This window comes from Shouchella sp. JSM 1781072 (assembly GCF_041949915.1).
Taxonomy (GTDB): Bacteria; Bacillota; Bacilli; order Bacillales; family Bacillaceae_D; genus Shouchella.
The window spans coordinates 288848-309430 of sequence record NZ_JBHFQE010000003.1 but is presented as its reverse complement, the minus strand read 5'-3'; the positions used below and the strand labels follow the sequence as shown (position 1 = coordinate 309430).

The 20583-nt window shown below is 40.7% G+C and carries 25 protein-coding genes; 15 read left to right on the top strand and 10 right to left on the bottom strand.

Annotation, left to right across the window (positions count from 1 at the left end):
- Positions 1 to 3 precede the first annotated feature (3 nt).
- Positions 4 to 1089, bottom strand: coding sequence for a response regulator aspartate phosphatase (locus ACE1TH_RS15470; RefSeq protein ID WP_099304048.1), 1086 nt, complete (start codon positions 1087 to 1089; stop codon positions 4 to 6).
- A gap of 205 nt (positions 1090 to 1294) precedes the next feature.
- Between ACE1TH_RS15470 and ACE1TH_RS15465 the strand changes: the two genes are divergently transcribed.
- Positions 1295 to 2179: a hypothetical protein gene (locus ACE1TH_RS15465; protein ID WP_375079442.1), complete on the top strand. Its 885-nt coding sequence runs from the start codon at positions 1295 to 1297 to the stop codon at positions 2177 to 2179.
- On the opposite strand, the gene ACE1TH_RS15460 is transcribed toward ACE1TH_RS15465, so the two are convergent.
- Positions 2176 to 2400 carry a hypothetical protein gene (locus ACE1TH_RS15460; RefSeq protein WP_255224019.1) on the bottom strand — a complete coding sequence of 75 codons (225 nt, stop codon included), beginning with the start codon at positions 2398 to 2400 and terminating at the stop codon, positions 2176 to 2178. The genes ACE1TH_RS15465 and ACE1TH_RS15460 overlap by 4 nt on opposite strands.
- A gap of 174 nt (positions 2401 to 2574) precedes the next feature.
- Between ACE1TH_RS15460 and ACE1TH_RS15455 the strand changes: the two genes are divergently transcribed.
- From ACE1TH_RS15455 to ACE1TH_RS15435, 5 genes are all read left to right on the top strand, one after another.
- Entirely contained in the window at positions 2575 to 3432 is an 858-nt protein-coding gene (locus ACE1TH_RS15455) for an ABC transporter ATP-binding protein (RefSeq protein WP_375079441.1), read from the top strand.
- Positions 3429 to 4088, top strand: coding sequence for an ABC-2 transporter permease (locus tag ACE1TH_RS15450; RefSeq protein WP_375079440.1), 660 nt, complete (start codon positions 3429 to 3431; stop codon positions 4086 to 4088). The genes ACE1TH_RS15455 and ACE1TH_RS15450 overlap by 4 nt, the downstream gene beginning before the upstream one ends.
- A 111-nt stretch (positions 4089 to 4199) precedes the next feature.
- Entirely contained in the window at positions 4200 to 4961 is a 762-nt protein-coding gene (locus tag ACE1TH_RS15445; protein ID WP_375079439.1) for a GTP pyrophosphokinase, read from the top strand.
- Between the two features lie 111 nt (positions 4962 to 5072).
- Entirely contained in the window at positions 5073 to 5378 is a 306-nt protein-coding gene (locus ACE1TH_RS15440) for a hypothetical protein (protein WP_099304037.1), read from the top strand.
- A gap of 196 nt (positions 5379 to 5574) precedes the next feature.
- On the top strand, positions 5575 to 6315 hold the full coding sequence (locus tag ACE1TH_RS15435) for a DUF5694 domain-containing protein (RefSeq protein ID WP_375079438.1): 741 nt from the start codon (positions 5575 to 5577) through the stop codon (positions 6313 to 6315).
- Here ACE1TH_RS15435 and ACE1TH_RS15430 read toward each other — a convergent pair.
- Positions 6312 to 7505: a multidrug effflux MFS transporter gene (locus ACE1TH_RS15430; RefSeq protein WP_375079437.1), complete on the bottom strand. Its 1194-nt coding sequence runs from the start codon at positions 7503 to 7505 to the stop codon at positions 6312 to 6314. The two genes, ACE1TH_RS15435 and ACE1TH_RS15430, sit on opposite strands and share 4 nt — an antisense overlap.
- A gap of 198 nt (positions 7506 to 7703) precedes the next feature.
- Between ACE1TH_RS15430 and ACE1TH_RS15425 the strand changes: the two genes are divergently transcribed.
- Complete coding sequence (locus ACE1TH_RS15425) at positions 7704 to 8966, top strand: MFS transporter (RefSeq protein WP_218014795.1); 1263 nt, start codon at positions 7704 to 7706, stop codon at positions 8964 to 8966.
- Positions 8963 to 10405 carry a glycoside hydrolase family 32 protein gene (locus ACE1TH_RS15420; RefSeq protein ID WP_255224012.1) on the top strand — a complete coding sequence of 481 codons (1443 nt, stop codon included), beginning with the start codon at positions 8963 to 8965 and terminating at the stop codon, positions 10403 to 10405. The genes ACE1TH_RS15425 and ACE1TH_RS15420 overlap by 4 nt, the downstream gene beginning before the upstream one ends.
- Before the next feature lie 42 nt (positions 10406 to 10447).
- On the opposite strand, the gene ACE1TH_RS15415 is transcribed toward ACE1TH_RS15420, so the two are convergent.
- Positions 10448 to 11443: a LacI family DNA-binding transcriptional regulator gene (locus ACE1TH_RS15415; protein ID WP_176554418.1), complete on the bottom strand. Its 996-nt coding sequence runs from the start codon at positions 11441 to 11443 to the stop codon at positions 10448 to 10450.
- 141 nt (positions 11444 to 11584) lie between these two features.
- Here ACE1TH_RS15415 and ACE1TH_RS15410 point away from each other — a divergent pair, with 141 nt between their 5' ends.
- Positions 11585 to 11764: a DUF4177 domain-containing protein gene (locus tag ACE1TH_RS15410; protein ID WP_099304027.1), complete on the top strand. Its 180-nt coding sequence runs from the start codon at positions 11585 to 11587 to the stop codon at positions 11762 to 11764.
- Here the strand turns inward: ACE1TH_RS15410 and ACE1TH_RS15405 are convergent.
- Positions 11761 to 12174 carry an NUDIX hydrolase gene (locus ACE1TH_RS15405; protein WP_099304025.1) on the bottom strand — a complete coding sequence of 138 codons (414 nt, stop codon included), beginning with the start codon at positions 12172 to 12174 and terminating at the stop codon, positions 11761 to 11763. The two genes, ACE1TH_RS15410 and ACE1TH_RS15405, sit on opposite strands and share 4 nt — an antisense overlap.
- 41 nt (positions 12175 to 12215) lie before the next feature.
- Here ACE1TH_RS15405 and ACE1TH_RS15400 point away from each other — a divergent pair, with 41 nt between their 5' ends.
- A complete protein-coding gene (locus ACE1TH_RS15400) occupies positions 12216 to 12461 on the top strand; it encodes a hypothetical protein (protein WP_375079436.1) in 246 nt (81 codons plus the stop codon).
- A gap of 11 nt (positions 12462 to 12472) precedes the next feature.
- Here the strand turns inward: ACE1TH_RS15400 and ACE1TH_RS15395 are convergent, their stop codons facing one another.
- Complete coding sequence (locus tag ACE1TH_RS15395; protein ID WP_375079435.1) at positions 12473 to 13684, bottom strand: MFS transporter; 1212 nt, start codon at positions 13682 to 13684, stop codon at positions 12473 to 12475.
- Positions 13685 to 13882: 198 nt separating this feature from the next.
- Here ACE1TH_RS15395 and ACE1TH_RS15390 point away from each other — a divergent pair, with 198 nt between their 5' ends.
- Both ACE1TH_RS15390 and ACE1TH_RS15385 read left to right on the top strand, forming a co-directional pair.
- Positions 13883 to 14188, top strand: coding sequence for a hypothetical protein (locus tag ACE1TH_RS15390; protein ID WP_099304019.1), 306 nt, complete (start codon positions 13883 to 13885; stop codon positions 14186 to 14188).
- Positions 14189 to 14297: 109 nt separating this feature from the next.
- On the top strand, positions 14298 to 14525 hold the full coding sequence (locus ACE1TH_RS15385; RefSeq protein ID WP_375079434.1) for a hypothetical protein: 228 nt from the start codon (positions 14298 to 14300) through the stop codon (positions 14523 to 14525).
- A 38-nt stretch (positions 14526 to 14563) separates the two neighbouring features.
- Here ACE1TH_RS15385 and ACE1TH_RS15380 read toward each other — a convergent pair whose 3' ends face one another.
- Together ACE1TH_RS15380 and ACE1TH_RS15375 are read right to left on the bottom strand one after the other, a co-directional pair.
- Positions 14564 to 15004 (bottom strand): MarR family winged helix-turn-helix transcriptional regulator, encoded by a 441-nt coding sequence (locus tag ACE1TH_RS15380; RefSeq protein WP_099304015.1) that lies wholly within the window; start codon positions 15002 to 15004, stop codon positions 14564 to 14566.
- Positions 15001 to 15615: an alpha/beta hydrolase gene (locus ACE1TH_RS15375; protein WP_375079433.1), complete on the bottom strand. Its 615-nt coding sequence runs from the start codon at positions 15613 to 15615 to the stop codon at positions 15001 to 15003. The genes ACE1TH_RS15380 and ACE1TH_RS15375 overlap by 4 nt, the downstream gene beginning before the upstream one ends.
- An 84-nt stretch (positions 15616 to 15699) precedes the next feature.
- Between ACE1TH_RS15375 and ACE1TH_RS15370 the strand changes: the two genes are divergently transcribed.
- Complete coding sequence (locus ACE1TH_RS15370) at positions 15700 to 16647, top strand: ring-cleaving dioxygenase (protein ID WP_099304011.1); 948 nt, start codon at positions 15700 to 15702, stop codon at positions 16645 to 16647.
- Positions 16648 to 16703: 56 nt separating this feature from the next.
- Here ACE1TH_RS15370 and ACE1TH_RS15365 read toward each other — a convergent pair whose 3' ends face one another.
- Positions 16704 to 17405 (bottom strand): Type 1 glutamine amidotransferase-like domain-containing protein, encoded by a 702-nt coding sequence (locus ACE1TH_RS15365; protein ID WP_255224007.1) that lies wholly within the window; start codon positions 17403 to 17405, stop codon positions 16704 to 16706.
- Positions 17406 to 17824: 419 nt separating this feature from the next.
- Between ACE1TH_RS15365 and ACE1TH_RS15360 the strand changes: the two genes are divergently transcribed.
- Positions 17825 to 19015, top strand: a complete 1191-nt coding sequence (locus ACE1TH_RS15360) for an RtcB family protein (RefSeq protein ID WP_099304007.1) — start codon at positions 17825 to 17827, stop codon at positions 19013 to 19015.
- A 38-nt stretch (positions 19016 to 19053) separates the two neighbouring features.
- Here ACE1TH_RS15360 and ACE1TH_RS15355 read toward each other — a convergent pair whose 3' ends face one another.
- Positions 19054 to 19683, bottom strand: coding sequence for a LysE family translocator (locus tag ACE1TH_RS15355; protein WP_375079432.1), 630 nt, complete (start codon positions 19681 to 19683; stop codon positions 19054 to 19056).
- A 122-nt stretch (positions 19684 to 19805) separates the two neighbouring features.
- On the opposite strand from ACE1TH_RS15355, the gene ACE1TH_RS15350 reads away from it, so the two are divergent.
- Positions 19806 to 20522, top strand: a complete 717-nt coding sequence (locus ACE1TH_RS15350; RefSeq protein ID WP_375079431.1) for a 3-ketoacyl-ACP reductase — start codon at positions 19806 to 19808, stop codon at positions 20520 to 20522.
- Positions 20523 to 20583 lie beyond the last annotated feature (61 nt).

The following is a 20583-nucleotide window of genomic DNA, read 5'->3' as shown; positions in this document are numbered from 1 at the left end:
TTTTCATACTTGATCAGCTCCTAATCGATTTTGATTTGCTTTTGCTTGATAAGCAATGCGGTAATACTTAAGTGCGGTCGACTCATCGCCTCGTTGATCCGCGAGGTCAACCATTTCTTCAGCAAGTTCACACACTTCAAACAGTAAGCTGTGACTCGTTAATTGCGCTAAAGATTCATCGATTAACGCAACGTCCTTTGCAAGATAAAGTCCGTCTAAAAACAAACAACGGGCTTTATATTCTTTATTGTTGTAGTCCGCTGCTTCTGCTTGTGCTTTCTTAAAAAGGATAAGTGCTTCTTCTTGCTCACCAAGTTTGAATAAAGTATTGGAAAGATCGTACCTTGTTTTCATTCCAATTTGATGGTTCTGGTGTTCTTCATATTCAAGCGCTTGGTAGAAAAAGTGTTTCGCTGCTTCAAAGTCTTTTTGTCTAAATTTACTTAAGCCTAAGGTCCGAAGAATAAGAGCAGATGTCCGTGGAAATGTTGATTCTTTATAAGCTTCTTGTAGAATCGCGTCCCCTGTTTCGAACTCATGCAGCTCGGAACGAATGGCGCCTAACACTTGTCGACAGTTTAAGGCACGTTCGTAATAATTTAAACGGTTAAAAATCGTTGCCGCTTGTTCAAGGTACGAACTGGCAATCAAATATTGGTTAAGACGGTAGTACACAAGGCCAATGTACAAATAAAACTCTGATTCCTCAGCGTCATCATTAACGTGCTCAAGCAACCGCTCTGCTTTTCGGAACAACTTAATCGCTGAACGATAACGCTCCTGTGTGTACTCGTATTGACCGCTAACAAAATAGTACAAGTACTTAAGATAGCGATCAACTTCTGTTTCCACGAAATGAAACGTATCACCTAATTCATGCTTCTTATTAAATTCGTCAACAAACATGTTGTGTCTAAATTCTACAAGTGAATAATAGGCTAAGATCTTATCATTTTTCTCCATATGAACAAGGTACTGACGAGCTTCTTCCTTCAAGAGAACCGCTTGTTCGTACGAAGCCGAAATAATACAGCTGTACCATTCAACGATCTTTGCACCTACTTCTTCAGGCGTTAATGTTTCCTGCACGTTGATTCACCTTCTTGTTCAAGTATATGCTTATTCGTCATTGTAGCAGATATTTCAATGAATTGTATGAAAAATTAATTTTCCCAACTTTTGATGGAGATTTTTTATTTTGGATTGATTGGTGGGGGGGATGAAATCGGGAATTCAGTTTGGACTATAAAGATAGAATACATGGATAAGCAATGCAAATGTTAGGAGGAAGAAAATGCAGCAAACCATTCGTGTTTATACAGAAGAAAAGAAAATAGAGGTCGAGCAACTTCTTTGTGAGTATGGTGAAGAACGTATTTACCTTCGTCGTTTACAGGTGAAGGGAGAGTATCAAACTCAACTTGCGTATGCAGAAGAAGAACTTATCGGTGTCTGTTTTTTGTGGGAGAATGCGTTTCATCCCTATTGCACGTATATGAAAATTGTCATGAAAGTAAATCGTGAAACGTGTTCATTAATAGAGAACTGGATGAAACAAATTCAAGTTCAAGCAAAGGAGAATCCCATCCAAACCATGTTATCGGATAAAGATGAAGCGATGCGAAATCTCTTGAAAAGCCTAGGGTTTCAAGAAATTCGACGGACGTATGTCCCGATCTACTCTGTAAAGGATTTTCAAGCAACAGATGTTTTAGCAAATGATGTTTGTACGCTAAAAGCGATACGGAAAAATTTAGTTGAGGTGAAGCAACTAATAGCTTTTGTGAAAGCCACTTATTCGAGCACGCACCAAGCTAACCCGGTTGCGACATTAAGCGATGAAACGTGGCAATCTCTTATTTATGCTGAAGATTTGGTAATGGAAGCGAGTTATGTGTATCAATCGAAATCTACTCAAGCTATCCTTGCATACTCGTTTTTACATAAAGGAGACGATCCATCTCATTATGAATTCGGCTGGTGTGGAGTGAAGGATGACAGTTGCTTCGAACAGTTGCAACTGCTTATAGATGCGCAAATTAAATGGCTAAACCAACAAGGCGCCAAGCACGTCTCTGGAGAATTTGATACAACAAATAAAGCAGCAATGTCGATATATCACAGGCATACTCCTCCAGCCAACACGCGTTGTTTAGTGACCCTTAGGAAAGAGAGTTAAGGTGAAAATACGTCTTCTATTTTCTCATAAATGAACGTGGTCAGAAGGAAAGAAGCGACGATCAGAAGTGGCAACAGGAGAATATTGACAGAGAACGTGACGCCTCGGCTACTGTTTGCAAATAAATAGTCCATGAGTGGTGAAATCAGCCAAAACATGAGGATAAAGCTACCCACAAATAAAACAAGCTGGATGAACAAACGAGTCACTCTTTTTGTCATTTGAATCAGCCTCTTTCCATACGTTATACCGGTTTCCATACCCATCACACGAATGTAATTAAACGTTTGATTAAATCGACCTTTTCCAATTATGAGGTTTAGCCTAGTTATAAAGTTGGTATATATTGGATAGTTAAACATATTTGAGGATGAAGACGACTGGAGGAGAGTGGAGTGGCGGAAATTCTAGACGTAAAAGATCTATCTAAGCGTTACGATGGAAATGGCTTTGCTTTAAAGCATGTATCTTTTTCAATCCCAGCAGGTTCAATTGTTGGTTTTATTGGCGAAAATGGTGCGGGAAAATCAACGACGATGGGCTCGATTATCGGGACGTTGCAAAAAGATGATGGAGATATCCATATCTTCGGTGATCCCATGGATGCAAAAGATTCGGCGATTAAAGAAGACATTGGTGTTGTGTTCGATGATATGAATTTGCCTTATGACTTAACCATTTATCAACTAGGAAAAGTATTTAAGAAGCTTTATACACGCTGGGAAACCGATACGTTTACTTATTACATTGATCTATTTTCTTTACCTCGTGATAAGAAAGTTGGCACCTTCTCAAGAGGAATGTCGATGAAGATTTCCGTCGCCATCGCGTTATCCCATCAAGCACGCTTACTCATTTTAGATGAAGCTACCGCAGGTCTCGATCCATCAGGACGAGAAGAATTACTGGAAGTGTTGCAAGAGTTCGTGAAGGACGGGCAGCGGGGAATTTTACTATCCAGTCATATTACAAGTGACATCGAGAAGATAGCCGACTCGCTTATTTTTATTAAAAATGGTCAAATTATTTTGAAAGTGGAGAAAGAGGATTTACTGCAGAACTATGCGATTTTTCATTGTACAGATGAGGAATGTGCACAAATTGAAGACGACATGCTCGTCACTTATAAACGACAAAATGAGGGAATGGAAGTACTGGTATCTAATAAAGAAAAAGTTCCAAATCATGTAGAGGAGCAGAAATTTACGATCGATGATATTGCACTACTGCTTATGCGAGGTGAAAAGGGATGAGTGGATTATTGCTAACTAATTATTATATGGTGAGCCGTAGCTTTTGGGGTTATTTAGCATTAAGTGTGTTCCTTTCCGCTTTATTTATTGCATTAGGAAACGATTTTCTTTTATCATTTGCGCTGTTTATCCCCATTATTTTTATGGTCTCACCTGCTTTAGAAGTGCTAAAGCACGAAGCGAAATCAGGCTGGGGCAAATTTGTTTTAACAACGCCTGTTAATCGAGGAAACGTTGTTCAAAGTCATTACCTCCTGTTCTTATTGTTTATGCTTGTTGGAATGGTCGTAGCGACAGTTGTTTTTGTAGTTGGCGATTTTATTAATGGAGGCCTTCTTACCTGGGAAACACTTTATACCTTTCTCGGAGGAATTGCAGTTGCTTTGTTGCTGGCAGTAATTGCGTTTCCACTCACATATTTCCTAGGAACCGAAAAGTCAGATATGGTGCTCATTATGAGTGTCTTTGCTGCATTAGCACTATTTTTCCTTTCGAGCTGGGCATTTGAAGAAGCCTATGCAAGAGGTTGGATGGAGCCGTTTTCTAGCTGGGATTCAGGTCTTGTTTTTAGTGGTGGTATGCTTGCGGTGACGCTTGTCTTATTTGTCATCTCGTTTTTCGTCGCGATGGGTATATATAAGCGCAAAGAATTCTAATATGTGTTTCACACTAACCCACAAGTTTACATGGGAACACCTTTTGACATACTGATAGAGAGGTGCAATGATAGATGTAGACTTTGAGCAGTGAGAAAGGATTTCGCGCATATGAGTAATCAAGGAAACGCCATTACGATGCATCAATTAAAAGAGGCAAAAAAAGAACTCACACGGTTTATGATGAAGTATAAGTTTGCCTTAGACGAAATGACAACAAAAATTGAAATTCTAGAAGAAGAATTTAGTTATGTTCATGACTACAATCCGATTGAAAGCATCTCATCTCGATTAAAAACACCAGAGAGCTTACTGCAGAAGTTGAAACGTAAACAGATCCCGTTGAACATAAACGTCATTGAAAAAAATATAAAAGATATTGCAGGGGTACGAATTAATTGCTCGTTTCAAAAAGATATTTTTGCGATCAAAGAGATGCTAGAGTCACATGATGATTTAAAAGTGATTGATGTAAAAGATTATATTTCAAAACCGAAACCAAACGGCTATCGCAGCATGCACATGATTGTAGAAGTACCTGTCTACTTATCAAATTGTCGCGAGCATATTCCGGTCGAAATTCAAATCCGTACGGTAGCGATGGATTTTTGGGCTAGTTTAGAGCATAAGATCTTTTACAAATTTGAGGCAGCTGTTCCTTCGCAAATGTTAGACGAACTGAAAAAAGTAGCCGATCAATCTGCGGCACTTGATAAGCAAATGGAGGCCCTCCATAATCAATCGTTACGCTTTACAACCAAAAGTGATGAAGGCGATTTGTTTAACGCATTGAGTATTGATCAAGAGCAATTTAAACTACCGAATGAATTGTTGCAATCACTGTCCTCGTTTCAGCAAAACGAGGAGAAGTGATGAGCGCCTCCCTCTTAAACGTGAGGGAGATTTTTTAATTGAAAATATTGTAAAAAAAGGTTTCTTCCTCCTTTAATACGTGTATATATAGAGCAAGAGAGGAGGAAACATATGTCGTTTTTACGAAGTCTTATGTCAGGAGCGTTGACGTTAGGTGTGGTGTTTGTCGTTTTCTTTTTACTTGATCTAGCGGGGTTTAATCCGAATTTACAAGGTAGTGCGGAAAGTGGATCAAACGGATTGTACTTATTTGGCTTATTACCTGAAACGATGTTCACCCAACAATTTGCGCCGTTTGATCATCTTATCTCAAACGCTATCCTTTTTTGGATGATTGTGCTTTTCGTTTTGACGCTAATCATTGAATTGTTTTCGTTTCTTGTACGTCAGGCATCTCCTAGGAGATCAAGAGGGTAAGAGAGGATTTGCGTTAACCTTGTCTACGTTACCTTGTGTTTTTCTATTTTTACTAGCGACGTTCTTTCACTTCTAGCCTTCGCTTTAGGAAAGAACGTTTTTTGGTTTTAGAATGAGAGCGAAGAGAGGTTGAAATGAGTGACGGGCATATCCCTCAGTTTATCCATTTATCAGTTTTATAAGTAGGAGGTAGCGTGTGAAGCCAATCATTTTACTTGTTGGTGTTGATCACTTTGATAAGTCAAATTTGGATGACGTATTGAAAGGAAATGAATTTGACGTTCTTGAAGTAGGTCGACAGCATGAAATCAAGCAATTCGTCAATCAGCTTGCCTCCTTTTCACCAACAAAAATCTGCGTAGAGATTGTAAAAGATAAGCAAGAGCAGCTTACTCGAAACTATCAAGATTATCTTTCTGGAGAGCAAGAATTACGTAAAGGTGAAATCGATCAAATTGGATTTCGGTTGGCAAAACAAATGAATCTTTCAACGATTGAAGCGGTGGACTGGCAAGGTGAGATTCATGCTGATCCTTTCCATTACGGTACAACCTATCAAGTAGATCAATTTCAAGAAATTCTTGATGGTTTTAAAAGATCGGAAGACGAGCTGGGAGCCTATTTATCCAATCTGCCCATTGGCGATTATCTACATAAATTAAATGAGCTTCAGCGGCTAAAAGCGATGCATCGAGGGCACTTACGTCTTACTTCCATCGGTTCAGATGAAGATCCCGTTGGAATCGAGTGGCTTACCCATTATTGGATGTATCGCAACTTACGAATCTATCAACATCTTCTTGATGTGGCTAGAGAAGATGAACGTCTATTAGTTTTATATGGAGCGAGTCATATTTATCCGCTCAAACAGTTATTCGTAGATGGTAACCTCGTGAATGTTCAAATGCTAGAAGATTTAAAAAGGCAGCCAAATTAAGCTGCCTTTTTGACATGTCGCTTTCTCTCTTTAACAATGACGAGTGTTGCGAAAAGACAGGCACTTCCTGCTAGAAAAGTGATGATAGCTAAGGGAAGGGGTGTACCAGATGCAAACAGACTGAGTAGAGAAGATCCAAGCATGCCTCCTCCATATTGGGCAAACCCTAACAGTGCAGAAGCTGAACCTGTACCAGTCTGAACCGCTGCTAGGCCTCCAGAAATGGAGTTGGCAACGATAAAGCCACTTGAAGATACAAACAAAAACAGCAAGAGTGCGAAAGCGAACAGACTGGCATATCCAGTTATTGTGATTATCACTAGTAAACCACCTACGATAGTGGCACAGCTCGCACCTATTAAAAGGAGGCGGTCTCCTCCGTAAGTAGGAATGAGTCTGCGATTAAGCATATTGACCGCCATAATTCCTAATGAATTGACTGCAAATAGAATCCCGTAAACAGTTGGAGATACGTTGTAATAACTAATGTAGGCAAAAGGGGAACCAGCGACAAACGCAAAGATACCAGCATTTAAGGTAGCGCATGCCAACGCATAAGAAAGAAACAGGCGATTTGTGCATAAAAGCCAATAGTGTTTCAGAGTAGATAGAAGGAAGATTTGTTCACGTGAAGATGATGGCAGTGTTTCAGGAATCACTTTTGGCAAAGAGGCCAATGTGGCAAGACCAATGCACGCTAACAAAATAAAAATAATAGGCCACGATGAGATTGATAATAGTTGTGCACCGATAATTGGTCCGAGCATCGGGGCAATAATCATAATTGCAGTGAGTGTAGACAAGACTCGAGCTGCTTCTTCGCGTTGAAAAAGATCCCGTATCATCGCTCGAGCTAGCACAACGCTTGCGCTTGCTCCTAAGGCTTGAACCGTTCGACCAACAATCAAATGCCACACGTCAGTGGAAAAGGCGCATCCTACAGAACCAATGACGAAAAAAACGAGCCCGCCCGCGAGAGGGAGCTTTCGTCCATAGCGATCGCTTAAAGGGCCCCAAAAGAGCTGACCGACTGCAAAACCTAGAAGATAGGTAGAGACGGTAATTTCTAATGCACCTTGCGTCGTGCCAAGAGCAGCACTCATTTCTGGAAGTGCAGGCAAATAAAGATCTGTTGAGATTGAAGCGTACGCTAATAAAAGCGCAAGTGTGTAGAAGAAAGGCTTTGTCATCTGTACTTGATGAGCAGGAGTTGGCTGATTAATGTCGCATCACACCTTTATCATTGGTATGTAAAAGGTATCACCCTTGAGTAACTCCAAGTCAAGAAATAGAATGAATTGAAATAGGATTGACAAATTTCAGTCAAGTGATCATAATAAAGAAAACGTTTACGTAAACGTTTACCTTATAGAAAGAAGGAGTGAAGGTTGAACGTATTTAGAAATCAAAAGTATTGGTTTTCATCAGGTTATATGTTTTTATTTTTTATTACGTGGTCAATTTGGTGGTCATTTTATGCGATATGGTTGAATCATTCGCTTGAATTATCTGGGACTCAGGTAGGGACCATTTATTCGTTTAACTCTGCCGGTGCTTTATTATTTATGCTGTTTTATGGCGTTATTCAAGACAAGCTGGGCGTTAAGAAACATTTGCTTTGGTTTCAGAGCGTGATACTCGTCTTTATTGGGCCGTTTTTAATCTACGTATACGAACCTTTATTAGTCAACCACTTTTACATTGGTGTTGTTCTGGGAGCCGTCTATTTAGGAGCGGGTTTTGTTGCTGGAGCCGGGTTCCTTGAGTCGTATACGGAAAAAATAAGTCGTGCGTTCAATTTTGAGTTTGGTAAAGCGCGAATGTGGGGATCGTTAGGTTATGCTGTGGCGGCGCTTGGCGCAGGAACGCTTATGAGCATAAACCCACACCTAAATTTTTGGTTAGCATCTGCTGCTGGTGTCGCATTTTTTATTTTGAACATGAGGTTTAAGGTCAATGAAGCTGTCGTAAAAGAAGAAAAAGAGGAGAAACAGATTACAAAACATGATTTGCTATCCATTTTTAAAAGTCGAACTTTTCTGTTCTTGTTAGTTTACCTTTTTGGAACAGTTTGTGTGTATACCGTCTATGATCAACAATTATTTCCGGTTTATTTTGTGGAACAATTTAATGATCAATCGGTAGGCAATCAAGTTTATGGATATTTAAATTCCGTTCAAGTTTTTCTGGAAGCGCTATTTTTGTTTCTTGCCCCTTTTATTGTTCATAAAATCGGTGTGAAGCAAGCTTTAATTCTAGCAGGAACAGTCATGGGGTTTCGAATTATTGGTTCTGCAATTGTAACAAGTGGAGTCGGTATTTCTTTCATGAAAATGCTTCATGCTGTGGAGCTACCAATTTTACTCATTGCAGTATTTAAGTACATTTCACTTAACTTTGATGCGAGGCTGTCAGCCACAATCTACTTAATTGGATTTAAAGTGTCGAGTGAGATTGGTGTTATCATTTTTTCAGCCCTTGTGGGTTCGATTTATGATCGGACGAATTACGAAACGACTTTTTATATTCTTGGAAGTATTGTTATGGCGTTCGTTATTTTTGCAGCGTTTACATTGAAGCGTGATACATCTTTACCAATGAAGGGGAATTATTTTAGAGAAGGAAGTAGAAAGGATGAGAGACGAGCATGAGAGACCATCTAAATGAAATTAAGAAGGCGAATGACTACATACAAGAAAAACAAAAAGAGGTGGTAAATCGGGCGTTTGAACCTGTTTATCATTTTACACCACCAGTAGGATGGCTAAACGATCCAAACGGGTTGATTCAACATAACGGAACGTACCATCTTTTTTATCAATTTCATCCGTATTCAAAAGATTGGGGACCAATGCACTGGGGGCATGCGACAAGTGAAAATTTAGTAGATTGGAAGAATGAATCCGTAGCTCTAGCACCTTCTGAGCCTTATGAAGTAGGAGAACGAAAAGAGGGATATGGTTGCTTCTCAGGTAGTGCCGTCGTTTATGAAGACAAGCTTACACTAATTTATACTGGCCATGTTGACTCCAATACGCCGAAAGAAGTACAGTGCATCGCAACATCAAACGATGGCATGATGTTTGTTAAGTCAGAATATAATCCAGTTATCCCAAGTCCTCCTCCATCATTAAGCGCGGATTTCCGTGATCCAAAGGTTTGGTCCTATGAAGATAAGTGGTATATGGTCGTTGGAACTAGTGAAAATGGCCATGGAGGAGCAGCATTGTTTCGTTCTGAGAATCTAACAAACTGGGATTATCTTGGCTTGGCTGCAAAGAGTAATGGTGAGTTTGGCGATATGTGGGAATGTCCTGACTTATTCCCGCTTCATAATAAACATGCGCTCGTTTTCTCTCCTATGAATATGGAAGAGGGAAAAAACCTGATTATGATCGGCGACATGGATTATTCAAGTGGACGATTTACTCATGATCATTTTGAAGAAATGGATGATGGTCTTGACTTTTATGCTGCCCAAACATTTCTGGATGAAAAAGGAAGGCGAATTTTGATTGCATGGATGGATCAGTGGGGTACAGATTTCCCATCAAAACAAGAAGGATGGGCAGGTGCGATGACAATCCCGCGCGTGGTGAGTCTCACAGCGGACAATGCGGTTCGGTTTGAGCCAGTAGAAGAATTACAAGCACTGCGAAGAGAAATGGAACAGGTAAGCGGCTTTACAATGAGTGGTACTTGGAGTCCTGTAACCAAAGGACAAGCGATTGAAATGAACGTGCAGGTTAATGTGAAGAATCAAGAAACCCCTTTTTGTATACATGTGTTGAAATCTGATGATGGAAAAGAATACACAGAAATTATTGTTGATCCAAATAAGAATCAGGTTCGCATGGATATAAATCAATCAGGTGATGTCTCTGGTGTGACAACCACGCAGTTAGCGGAGAGTCATACGTTAACACTTCATCTTTTCATCGATAGGTGCTCGGTTGAATTGTTTATCAACAATGGAGAGAGAGTCATGACAAATCGAGTTTATCCAAAACAAACTAGTGAACGAATAGAGTTCATTTCTACAGAATTGATACAAGTAGATCACTTGAAAATTTGGACATTAGCTAGATAATAAACATGCGCTCCATTCACGTGAATGAGGGCGCATGTTTTGTTAACAAGAATTACGCCAAATAATCGTTGGATTAATGTCAATGTGCATTGCTTTCGAATCAGGGTGTTCAATGCGGTTAAGAAAACACGTTGCTGCTTCAACGCCTAACTGAAAGGCTGGCTGTTCAATTACTGTAATCGTTGGAGAATGGATTCTTGTCCATTCCGTATTATCAAATACAATGAGAGCAAGTTGCTCAGGAATTTGAATTTGGTGGGTGGAGAGGTAGTGAAGCACCCCCGTTGCCAATATGTTGCTTGAAAAAAAGACAGCATCTACATCGCTGTTTAAGAGGTGTTTTGCTAGATTATATCCTTCCTCGTAAGTAGGATCCCGCAAAAAAATGCGATTGGGGGAAAATGGATCATCGAGGGTAGCGCGTTGGAATGCATGCATGCGTTCGCGTGTTGTACTTACAGTATGGGTAGATCCAACAAAACCAATTTTTTTATACCCTCTTTTCTTTAAACCGTTAATAGCTTCTATTGTGACATCGTATGTATTCACTCTGACAAAGTCGTTCGTATATCCTTCTGGTACACGATCAATTAATACGCAAGGATGATCATCTTTTAGATAGGGCTTTAATTGATCAAGGGCTTCACAAGTTGAAGCTAGAATAATGCCATCTGTGACGTGCGTATCAAGTAACTGAAGTTGTTCCACTTCGTTTTTGACGTTTTCTTTTGAGTTGCTCATAATGACATGAAACCCTTTAGGACGTAACGTTTCTTCAATGCCTTCAGCAATTGTCATGAAAAAAGAACGAGATGTGTCTCCTGGATGGACAGGGATAATGAGCCCTACTCGACTCGTCTTTGTGCTACGTAAGCTTCGAGCAGCGTGATTTGGTCGGTATTTTAATTCGTTCATTGCATAAAGAACTTTATTTGTTGTCTTTTCCGATACGTAGCGCGTCTTATTAATTACGTGAGACACAGTAGCGATGGACACCCCTGCAAGAGCTGCTACGTCATGAATATTCTTTGTTGTCATACATTTAACCACCTTTAAATAAAGGTTCTCACTCTTAGTATACATTACGCTACAAGGTTGTTCACGCTTTCTTTTCGTGTGAGCCAACGTTTATGGATCTTTTTTCCAGGGTAAGTGTGAAGAAAAAGGACTGAATCCCTTATGACCTATAAAGCTGTTGAACTTTCGCCTTCCGGGCTGACGAAGAAAAAGAAACAAAGCCAGCTAGAAATGACGCTCAACGAGTACGAAAAAGACGGTTGGAAGCTTGATCAGTTAACGGCCAAGACATTCTTTGGCATGACGAGTTCCTATTTAGCGATCTTCATTCGTACCCATTAAAACGAAATGACGAATGGTTGTTTTGTTGGGTCAAGGCAATATTCAATTCGTTCTCGGAAGTTGGTGTATGTCACCATTTCAAACGCTTTTTCAATAGAGAAGAAGCCAATTTCCAAGCTTTCTGGGGTTGTGGTCATTTCACCACCAACAATGTTCGCTAAATAGAGGGTGTTGCAAATTGATGCACGCGTGTTCTGAAAGATTCCACAAAATTTAGTGATTTCCACGTCTAACCCGGTTTCTTCTTTTGTCTCGCGAATGGCGGCATCGGTTAAAGATTCTCCTTCTTCCACCTGTCCGCCTGGAAATTCCCAGCCTCGTTTAGGCCCTTTAATTAGAAGGATGTCGTTTTTTTCATTTAGGATGATGGTTGCGGCGGAAATAATATGTTTAGGTATGTGATTTGGCATGGTTTGCTCCTTTTATTATAAAAATCGGAGGGATTTTGCTTATGGTTAAAGCACTTGTTGGTTCAGGACTTATGATTGCTGCTGCGATTTTATTTGTTGGGCACTATCTAATCGCGGCGGTGTTAGCAGGTGGCTATGGTAATGAAGTGCCGGCAGCTTACGAATTTGGAACAATTCTTAGCGGAGAGACAGTTTATTCTTCTGCCATTTTCAATACCTCAGTCATTGTAGGTATCGTTGGTATTCTCTTTTCCATCTGGGGCATTATTGAACAAAGGAGAGTATAGCACTCTCCTTTTTAGTTTGAAACAACTTTTTCAAGCGGTTGCAGTTCATGAAGCCGTACACCAGCGTGACGATAGCGGAGTAAGAGAAAGGCTGGAACGATCAACATGAGGCTACCAAATCCTAGAGCGACTAGGGAATTCAATTCCGTTAATAATCCGGATAAAACAGTTGCAAGCATGGAGACAACCCCTCCCATTACATAGGTTGTGCTTCGTACTCGTGCAAGCAATGAATCTGGGGTAATACCTTGATGCACAGCAACTTGAACGACAAATCCCATGGAAAGGGCGCCATCAAACAGAATCATACCAAAGCACATGAGCCAAAGTGAGCTAGTGAGCAGTAGCATAACGCCGAGAGCTGAAAGTACCAACAATACGACTAATAAATAGAGCCAGTTGGTTTGTTTAAATTGGTTCATAATTAATACGCCGATGATATTTCCCAGACCTGCGCTTGATAACAGCAACCCAATAGCTTGTTCGGAAAACTCGAGCGTGTTAGAAGCATGGAAGATTAACGTTAGCGTAATAAAAACGGTTGAAAACCCTAATGTTGTGAGTGCCAATATGGATGCTCGCTGTGCCGAATTTCCGAATAAAAAGATCAAGCCTTCAACAGATTCGGTTGCAAACATGCGAAGACGTGCTTTGACAGGCTCTTTTTTTCTAAATGCAGGTTTCGCATAATCATAGCGTATAGAGATTAAAAATACCGAGGCTGTTAAAAGAATCCCTCCACAGATTGCTAGTGTCGCGCTTGCACCATAGGTCGCTAAAAGATAGCCTCCTAAAGCAGGACCTAGTAACGTAACAATGGCATCGGCCGTTTCAAGTAAGGTGTGTGCACGTAATAATCGCTGCCGACCAACGATTTTAGGAACCATTATATGAAAGGCAGTTGAATGAAACAGGCTGACAATGCCTAATGCACATAATAAAAAGCTGATGACGATCGCATTTGTTTGGTCTAAACTTACAGCATACGCAAGCCCAAACATAAACAAACCTGTTAAGATTGAACCGCAAGAAGAGACAATGACTGGGTTTCGTCGTTCCACCCATGTTCCAATTGGAATGGAAAACAAGATTGTGCCCACTTGTTGAGATAATAAGACTAGTGCTGTCACAAGTGGTGATTGTGTTAAAGCTAGCGTAACAAGGGGAAGGGCCAGTTCTTTAAAGCGATCATGAAAAATGCGCAAGAAAGTATGGATCCACATCTTTGAAAAATCAATATTGATAAAAAAACGACTCACGTTCATTCAGCTCACATTCTCGTTTTGATTTATACCACCTTCCTTTTTTTAATCTAGTTTTCAATTAATCCTCGCTTACGATGAACATCATGCATCATCCTTTCGTCATAGAGTACTTCGCTTTTTTTACGAAATATCCTTTCAACGTAAGGGAGTGAAACCATGCAAAAACCCGTTTGTCCAATGTGTAACGCTGAATTGAGTGGCTTCGCTTGGCTACAAACGAAGGCATTTCGTATCACATGCCCTCATTGTAAGAAACAAATCTCATTAACGAGACGTTCGAAACAACGCTTTGTCAGTGGGGCCATAGGAGCTTTATTGTTTACCTTCTTGCTAGTCGTTATGAGCTCAACGGTTTGGCACTATAGCGTTAGCGCCATTTTTCTTGCTGTGAGCATGATGTTTTATTTTCAATGGGCGCTCGAATTGAGCAGGTTTTGCCGCAATGAAAAAATGATACGATGATTTAAAAAGCTAGTGGAGGTATGCAACGTGGATCGAGCAAGCAGAACCGTCACATAGATTTTTTTCGAAACGACTCTCATCTTGGGTTCGTATAGAGGGGGGGACAATCATGAAACAGTATTTACTATTTATTGCTGTGTTTATCGGACTACTTTATTTATTACAAATTCTTTCCGGATACGTGTTGACCATACTTTATGTGCAAGGCTGGATTACTATTGGTGAAACAGGCACGGCGCATTATCCGATTGCTGGATACATAACTGCTGTTGTAGCTGCAACAATGGCTTACGGTGTATCGTTAGCCGTATTCAAAAAGAAAAAGACTACGGGTTAACGACGGAAAAAAGAGCAGGACAGTTGTCCTGCTCCTATTTACGTTTCTTGTGGTTCGCCTACTTTTTTTAGCAATTCATGGAGTTGTTTTAACTCTTCGCCATCTAATCGATCGAAATAGGCGGCTTGGTGTTGTTCCTGTTGCGGGACAATTTCGTTATATAGGTCTTGTCCTTTTGGCGCTAGCGAAAGGTATTTGGACTTTTTTTCTTTTTCCCGTAAAATCCAGCCGTTTTCTTCCATTTTCGTAAGCAACTTTGTTATGTTTCCTTTCGTGACAAGCAGGGTATTGGCTAAATCAAGTTGTGATAATCGTTTATGCGTGCCAACTTGGACGAGTACGTCGAACTGTGCAACTGTAAGGCCCCACTTTTTTAAAAAAGTGTTTGAACGTTTTAGACTTTGATGGTACGTTCGTGACAACCGAAACCAGACGAGGAGTGCGAGCACTTCTTCTTTTGTTTTATCATTTTGTTTCATGATGAGCTTCCTTGAACGGTTTTCCACCAGTTTGTTGCTTCCTCGATGTCAGCAGTTGTAAGGGCGTGACCATAATCGGTTAAGGCGAGCTTGGTTTGCGCACCATAAGATTGTAGTTGTGCTTCAAGTGCGAAGGCATCTCCAGGTGAAACGAGTGTATCTGTTGCACCAGCGGAAATGAAAATCGTTTTACCATCTAGGTCAATGTCACGTACATCACGAAACAGGTGACTTGGATGGAACAACACGGCGCTTGTATAGGCTTCTGGATACCGTCGCATTAAATTTGTGGCAACATTCGCTCCATTGGAGTATCCAATCAAATGAAGGCGCGCATCCATCGAGCCGTTCTTTTTTAGAAGATCTTTAATGGTATTGTGAATGTCTTCCGTACGAGCGTTGATATCATCATAATCAAACGCTCCGTTCGTTGGACGAGAAAAATAACGAAAGCCTTTTTCATCCTGGACGTCTCCTCGTAAGCCGATGACGGAGAAAGAGACATCTAAATCACCTGCGATTTCAAGTAAATCGGATTCTCTTCCAGCACTTCCGTGAAGCAAAATGAATGTATCTGTTGTCGTTTGACTACGATGATAGAAATAACGCATGAAAAACCCTCCCTTAAAATTGACTCTTATTCAGTTTACCTGTAAACTATAAATAAATCAAGATTAGAAAAAGGAGTGACACCGATGAAACTTAAAGGCCATCACCATGTATCTTCTCTAACGGCAAATGCAGAACGTAATTTAGCTTTCTACAGAAACATTCTCGGTATGCGATTAGTAAAAAAAACAGTGAATCAAGATAACACGTCAAATTATCATTTGTTTTACGCAGATTCGAAAGGTTCTCCAGGCACCGAGGTTACATTTTTTGAAATTCCATTACTCGCTCAAAAGCGGGAGGGAACAAACCGTATTTATGAAATTGGGTTGCTCGTTCCATCTAATGAAGCGCTTCAATTCTGGTCTGAGCGGTTCAATAAGTTTCAAGTTGAGCACGAAGAGATTCACGAGCGAAATGGTGTGCTTGTTTTACCATTCCAAGATCCTGACGGTCATCGAATGAGCCTTGTTGTAGATCAGGACGCATCGCCTGTTCTTGAAAACGGGACAGACGAAGTGTCTGGAGAACATGCGATTATCGGCCTTGGCCCAGCGACTTTACAAGTTCGTTATGCGGAACCAACAATTCAAGTATTGACTGATGTGCTAGGTTTTACTAAAACAGGGCAATATACCAATGGAGATTATACAGTCCATGTTTTTGCACTAGATGAAAACGGACTCTCAAGTGAAATTCATGTAGAAGAAAACAAAGATCTTCCTAAAGCGCGGGAAGGTAGAGGCAGTGTGCATCATATTGCGTTCCGTGTTGAGACGGAAGAAGAGCTTCGTCAGTGGGTCGATCATATTGAAAAAGAAGGCTTTACCACGTCTGGCTTTGTGGATCGGTACTATTTTAAATCACTTTATTTTAGAGAGCCAAATGGTATCTTGTATGAGTTAGCAACAGATGGACCAGGCTTTGATATCGACGAAAAGCTAGAAGATTTAGGCAAGGAGCTGTCGTTGCCGCCATTTCTTGAGCCAAAGCGTAAAGAAATTGAAGCAAAATTAAAGCCATTACGTACGTAATAGAGGTGAAACCAATCTTCATGAGTGATGAATCATCATTCATGAAGATTTTTTGTTTAGACATCACCTAAATAGATACTTTTTAAGCGTGTTTCTTTTACTGCGCCATGAACGACTTCGACGCGATGGGCATGTGCATTCTTGCGAGACTTGATGATTGCGGCTAATGATCCATTTTTATAGTGGAGACCGACGCCATCATCTGCGGCAATGCCGGCTTGAATTCTCGTTTCGCTAATCAATCGCTGAAACGTTGGTCGCCGCTCGTGCTCCCCATCGTAATGAGGCGCGTGACTTCCTGATAAAAGTCCTAATCCGCTAATGGGTTCCAATCCAGCTCCATAAGAATCAGTTATTCCTTCTTCAAACCAACAAATGGAGCCAGCGCTTAATCCAGTAAGGATCGTGCCCTGTTCATAGGCTTCTTCAAGAATCTTGTCCAGTCCCCAATGCTTCCAAAGCAAAAGCATATTCACCGTGTTCCCTCCACCAACGTATACAACATCTTTTTCGAGAATGAATGATCGTAAATCTCGGGTAGGAGGTTTGAATAAGGATAAATGACTGCTCGTGCATGGTTTTGATTCAAAAGCGTTGTAAAAACGTTCAATATAACCAGCTGAATCGCCACTTGCTGTTGGCAGGAAACAGATTTTGGGATTTGGTGTATCTGCTTGCTGCAAGATGTAGTCGTCAAGGAACGGATGTTCAGGTTCCATTGAGAACCCGCCGCCCCCTAATGCGATAATTTGTTTCATTGAGTAAGCCTCCTAAGCGTATTGGGAAACCAAGTCCAAAGTAGTGTTTCATGCAAAAATTAGGATCATAATCAGTTATTATCTCATTAAGGAATACAGGTCATTACATTGTCGTGTGCGATGATGGAAAGGGGTGGGGCGTTGTCTTCCTATGAAGCATTAAATCTTATAATTGCAGTTGGTGCGACTGTCTCCTCGTTTGTGATTTCGCTACTCATGCTCGTCATCTCGATTGTGCTGTTGAAAAAAGGGAAATAAATAAAGCGATTTGACACGACCTCGACCTGTAGCCCTCGTTCTCATAAGAATGAGGGTTTTTGCTTATTTTAAAAGGAATGGTAGATCACCGTCAATGAATTGTAAAAACATTCTCGATTTATTCAATTGTCGCATATAATAAGAGAAAGGAGCTGAATCAAATGATTGAAGCAAAAGGAAGCTATAATACTGCAAAAATCTTCACAAATACCATTGATCCATCTGCAATGGATCAAATCGTGGAGTTATGTAATCAATCGTTTGTTGAAGGTTCAACCATTCGAATCATGCCTGATACCCATGCAGGAGCGGGGTGTACAATTGGCACGACGATGACGATCACAGATAAAATTGTCCCAAACCTTGTCGGTGTGGATATCGGATGTGGGCTAGAAGTTGCGATTCTACATAAACCAGAAAAAGGCGTAAACTTTGATCAGTTGGATGAGGTCATTCGCAAGCATATCCCTCATGGCTTTCAAATTAGGGCACAGAACAAACGCCATCAATATGCAAAAGAAGTGGATTTTGCATCGATTCGCGCGCCCTTTAAGCTAGATCGTGCGTTGAGCAGCATTGGGACCCTTGGTGGAGGCAATCATTTTGTCGAGTTAAATGAGTACGGTGATAAAATCGCCCTTGTCATTCATTCAGGATCAAGAAATTTGGGTAAGCAAATTGCGGAGCACTATCAAAATCGGGCGTATGATGAGCTAATGGCGTATAAACAAGAAAGAGACGCACTGATTGCTGAATTGAAAAAGGAAAACCGAAATCATGAAATTGAAGAAGCCCTTTCTAGCTATAAGCATCCGGGGATAAAAAAAGAATTAGCATTCCTTGAAGGTGAGGGATTTGCTGACTATATGAACGATATGGGGATTGCTCAACATTATGCGTTGCTAAACAGGAAAGCAATGGTAAATGAGATTGTGGAAAAGTTGGGTTGGAAAATCTCAGATTCTTTTACAACGATTCATAATTACATTGATCTACACAATAAGATCTTACGAAAAGGGGCCATTTCAGCGAAAAAAGCAGAGCGTGTCATCATCCCCATTAATATGCGAGATGGTAGCATTCTTGCGACAGGAAAAGGGAACCCGGATTGGAACTACTCTGGTCCTCACGGAGCAGGTCGATTGATGAGTCGAAGAAAAGCAAAAAAACTGTTCAATTTAAATGAGTTTCAAGAAACGATGAGGGGGATATGGACGACGTCTTTATCAGAAGAAACCATTGATGAAGCGCCGATGGTCTACAAACCAATGAAAGAAATTCTTGAGCAAATTGATGCGACAGTTGAAGTGAATCAGATTATGAAGCCACTTTATAATTTTAAAGCAAAATAGAAAAAGACCTTTTGGTTGATCCGAAAGGTCTTTCTGAATTATAAAAACAGTTGAATGCCGTGTATCGCAAAGTATACCCCAAATGCGACAAGGGATAGACCTGACAAAAGCGCAATAAGCTTTAAGGTTGCTGGTGTGAGGAAGCGTCTCCCTCCACTTGTTATTAAAGCAACAAAGAGATCCCAAATGGTTAAACCGATGAAAATCATCAGTGTATAAACGAGCAACTGTTGATTGGTCGCAGTCTCGGCTGTTTTCACCATAATCGATCCATAAATTCCAAGCCAAAACATCATCGACATGGGGTTCGATACTGAGAGTAGAAGGCCGTTAAAAAAACAGTGAATGAGGCTATCTTTATTGCGATTTTCAATAATGGAAAATCGATTTGATCGCATCATCCCTTCAATTCCGGAATAAAGCAACACAAATGCACCAAAGAGCCAGAGGAATGATTGGATAAATGGCGTTTCTATAAAGTGATGAAGTCCTAGATATACGCAAGACATGAAAATGCCATCAGCCATTAGACTTCCGAAGCCGACCATCCATGAATGAGCGAATCCATTTTGAATTCCTTTTTCAATTCTCGCGGCGTTGACTGGACCGATCGGCGCACCTAAACTTAAACCGAGAATTAGAAAGCTAACCATGACACTCACGACCATTTATACTCACCTCCTTGTCCACTATATGAAGCGGGCTGGACAATCATGAGTAAATTATTCAGTTTTGCGTTCCGATTTTAGATAGGCTAGAATAGAACAATCTCATTTATAGGAGTGAAAAAATGGAATCAATTAGTGGAAAAGTCGCGTTAATTACAGGAGCGGGTCGAGGAATTGGACGCGCTACCGCTATCGCGTTTGCGAAAGAAGGCATGCACGTTGGTCTTGTTGGTCGTACCCTTGAAAACTTGCAAAATGTAGCAGAAGAGTTAAAAGCGTACGATGTCAACGTTGCCATTGCCGCAGCAAGCATTGAGGACTTGGAATCTATTACAAGCGCCGTTGAAAGCATTCGCACCGAATTAGGACCGATTGATGTATTAATCAACAATGCGGGTATTTCAAAATTTGGTGGTTTCATGGATTTAACACCAGACGAGTGGACAAACATTATTGATGTCAACGTAAAAGGTGTTTATTATACGACTCGCGCAGTATTGCCAGAAATGGTCGAGCGCCAAACAGGAGACATCATTAACATTGCTTCAACCGCCGGTCAAAAAGGCGCACCAGCTACTAGCGCCTACACGGCTTCAAAAGCTGCTTTGATCGGGATGACTGAATCGCTTATGATGGAAGTGCGCAAGCAGAATGTACGTGTTACGGCTCTTACGCCAAGTACAGTGGCAACCGATATGGCGAAAGACTTAAATCTAACAGACGGAAATCCTGAAAAAGTGATGCAACCAGAAGACATGGCCGATCTCATGGTCGCCCAGTTAAAGCTGCATCCACGTGTTGTTCTTAAACATGCTGGCTTATGGTCAAACAACCCATAATAAAAAAATCACGGCTCAACTAGAGTCGTGACTTTTTTTGCTAAAGACGTTTCTGTAAAAT

Excerpts from the sequence above, each read along its gene's own strand:
- ACE1TH_RS15370 (WP_099304011.1), top strand. The coding sequence starts at position 15,700 with ATGAAACTTAAAGGCCATCACCATGTATCTTCTCTAACGGCAAATGCA.
- ACE1TH_RS15405 (WP_099304025.1), bottom strand. The coding sequence starts at position 12,174 with ATGCCAAATCACATACCTAAACATATTATTTCCGCCGCAACCATCATC.
- ACE1TH_RS15375 (WP_375079433.1), bottom strand. The coding sequence starts at position 15,615 with ATGCGTTATTTCTATCATCGTAGTCAAACGACAACAGATACATTCATT.
- ACE1TH_RS15355 (WP_375079432.1), bottom strand. The coding sequence starts at position 19,683 with ATGGTCGTGAGTGTCATGGTTAGCTTTCTAATTCTCGGTTTAAGTTTA.
- ACE1TH_RS15445 (WP_375079439.1), top strand. The coding sequence starts at position 4,200 with ATGAGTAATCAAGGAAACGCCATTACGATGCATCAATTAAAAGAGGCA.
- ACE1TH_RS15430 (WP_375079437.1), bottom strand. The coding sequence starts at position 7,505 with ATGACAAAGCCTTTCTTCTACACACTTGCGCTTTTATTAGCGTACGCT.
- ACE1TH_RS15415 (WP_176554418.1), bottom strand. The coding sequence starts at position 11,443 with ATGACAACAAAGAATATTCATGACGTAGCAGCTCTTGCAGGGGTGTCC.
- ACE1TH_RS15395 (WP_375079435.1), bottom strand. The coding sequence starts at position 13,684 with ATGTGGATCCATACTTTCTTGCGCATTTTTCATGATCGCTTTAAAGAA.
- ACE1TH_RS15380 (WP_099304015.1), bottom strand. The coding sequence starts at position 15,004 with ATGAAACAAAATGATAAAACAAAAGAAGAAGTGCTCGCACTCCTCGTC.
- ACE1TH_RS15400 (WP_375079436.1), top strand. The coding sequence starts at position 12,216 with ATGGTTAAAGCACTTGTTGGTTCAGGACTTATGATTGCTGCTGCGATT.
- ACE1TH_RS15450 (WP_375079440.1), top strand. The coding sequence starts at position 3,429 with ATGAGTGGATTATTGCTAACTAATTATTATATGGTGAGCCGTAGCTTT.
- ACE1TH_RS15390 (WP_099304019.1), top strand. The coding sequence starts at position 13,883 with ATGCAAAAACCCGTTTGTCCAATGTGTAACGCTGAATTGAGTGGCTTC.
- ACE1TH_RS15365 (WP_255224007.1), bottom strand. The coding sequence starts at position 17,405 with ATGAAACAAATTATCGCATTAGGGGGCGGCGGGTTCTCAATGGAACCT.
- ACE1TH_RS15350 (WP_375079431.1), top strand. The coding sequence starts at position 19,806 with ATGGAATCAATTAGTGGAAAAGTCGCGTTAATTACAGGAGCGGGTCGA.
- ACE1TH_RS15410 (WP_099304027.1), top strand. The coding sequence starts at position 11,585 with ATGACCTATAAAGCTGTTGAACTTTCGCCTTCCGGGCTGACGAAGAAA.
- ACE1TH_RS15460 (WP_255224019.1), bottom strand. The coding sequence starts at position 2,400 with ATGACAAAAAGAGTGACTCGTTTGTTCATCCAGCTTGTTTTATTTGTG.
- ACE1TH_RS15385 (WP_375079434.1), top strand. The coding sequence starts at position 14,298 with ATGAAACAGTATTTACTATTTATTGCTGTGTTTATCGGACTACTTTAT.
- ACE1TH_RS15420 (WP_255224012.1), top strand. The coding sequence starts at position 8,963 with ATGAGAGACCATCTAAATGAAATTAAGAAGGCGAATGACTACATACAA.
- ACE1TH_RS15440 (WP_099304037.1), top strand. The coding sequence starts at position 5,073 with ATGTCGTTTTTACGAAGTCTTATGTCAGGAGCGTTGACGTTAGGTGTG.
- ACE1TH_RS15360 (WP_099304007.1), top strand. The coding sequence starts at position 17,825 with ATGATTGAAGCAAAAGGAAGCTATAATACTGCAAAAATCTTCACAAAT.
- ACE1TH_RS15465 (WP_375079442.1), top strand. The coding sequence starts at position 1,295 with ATGCAGCAAACCATTCGTGTTTATACAGAAGAAAAGAAAATAGAGGTC.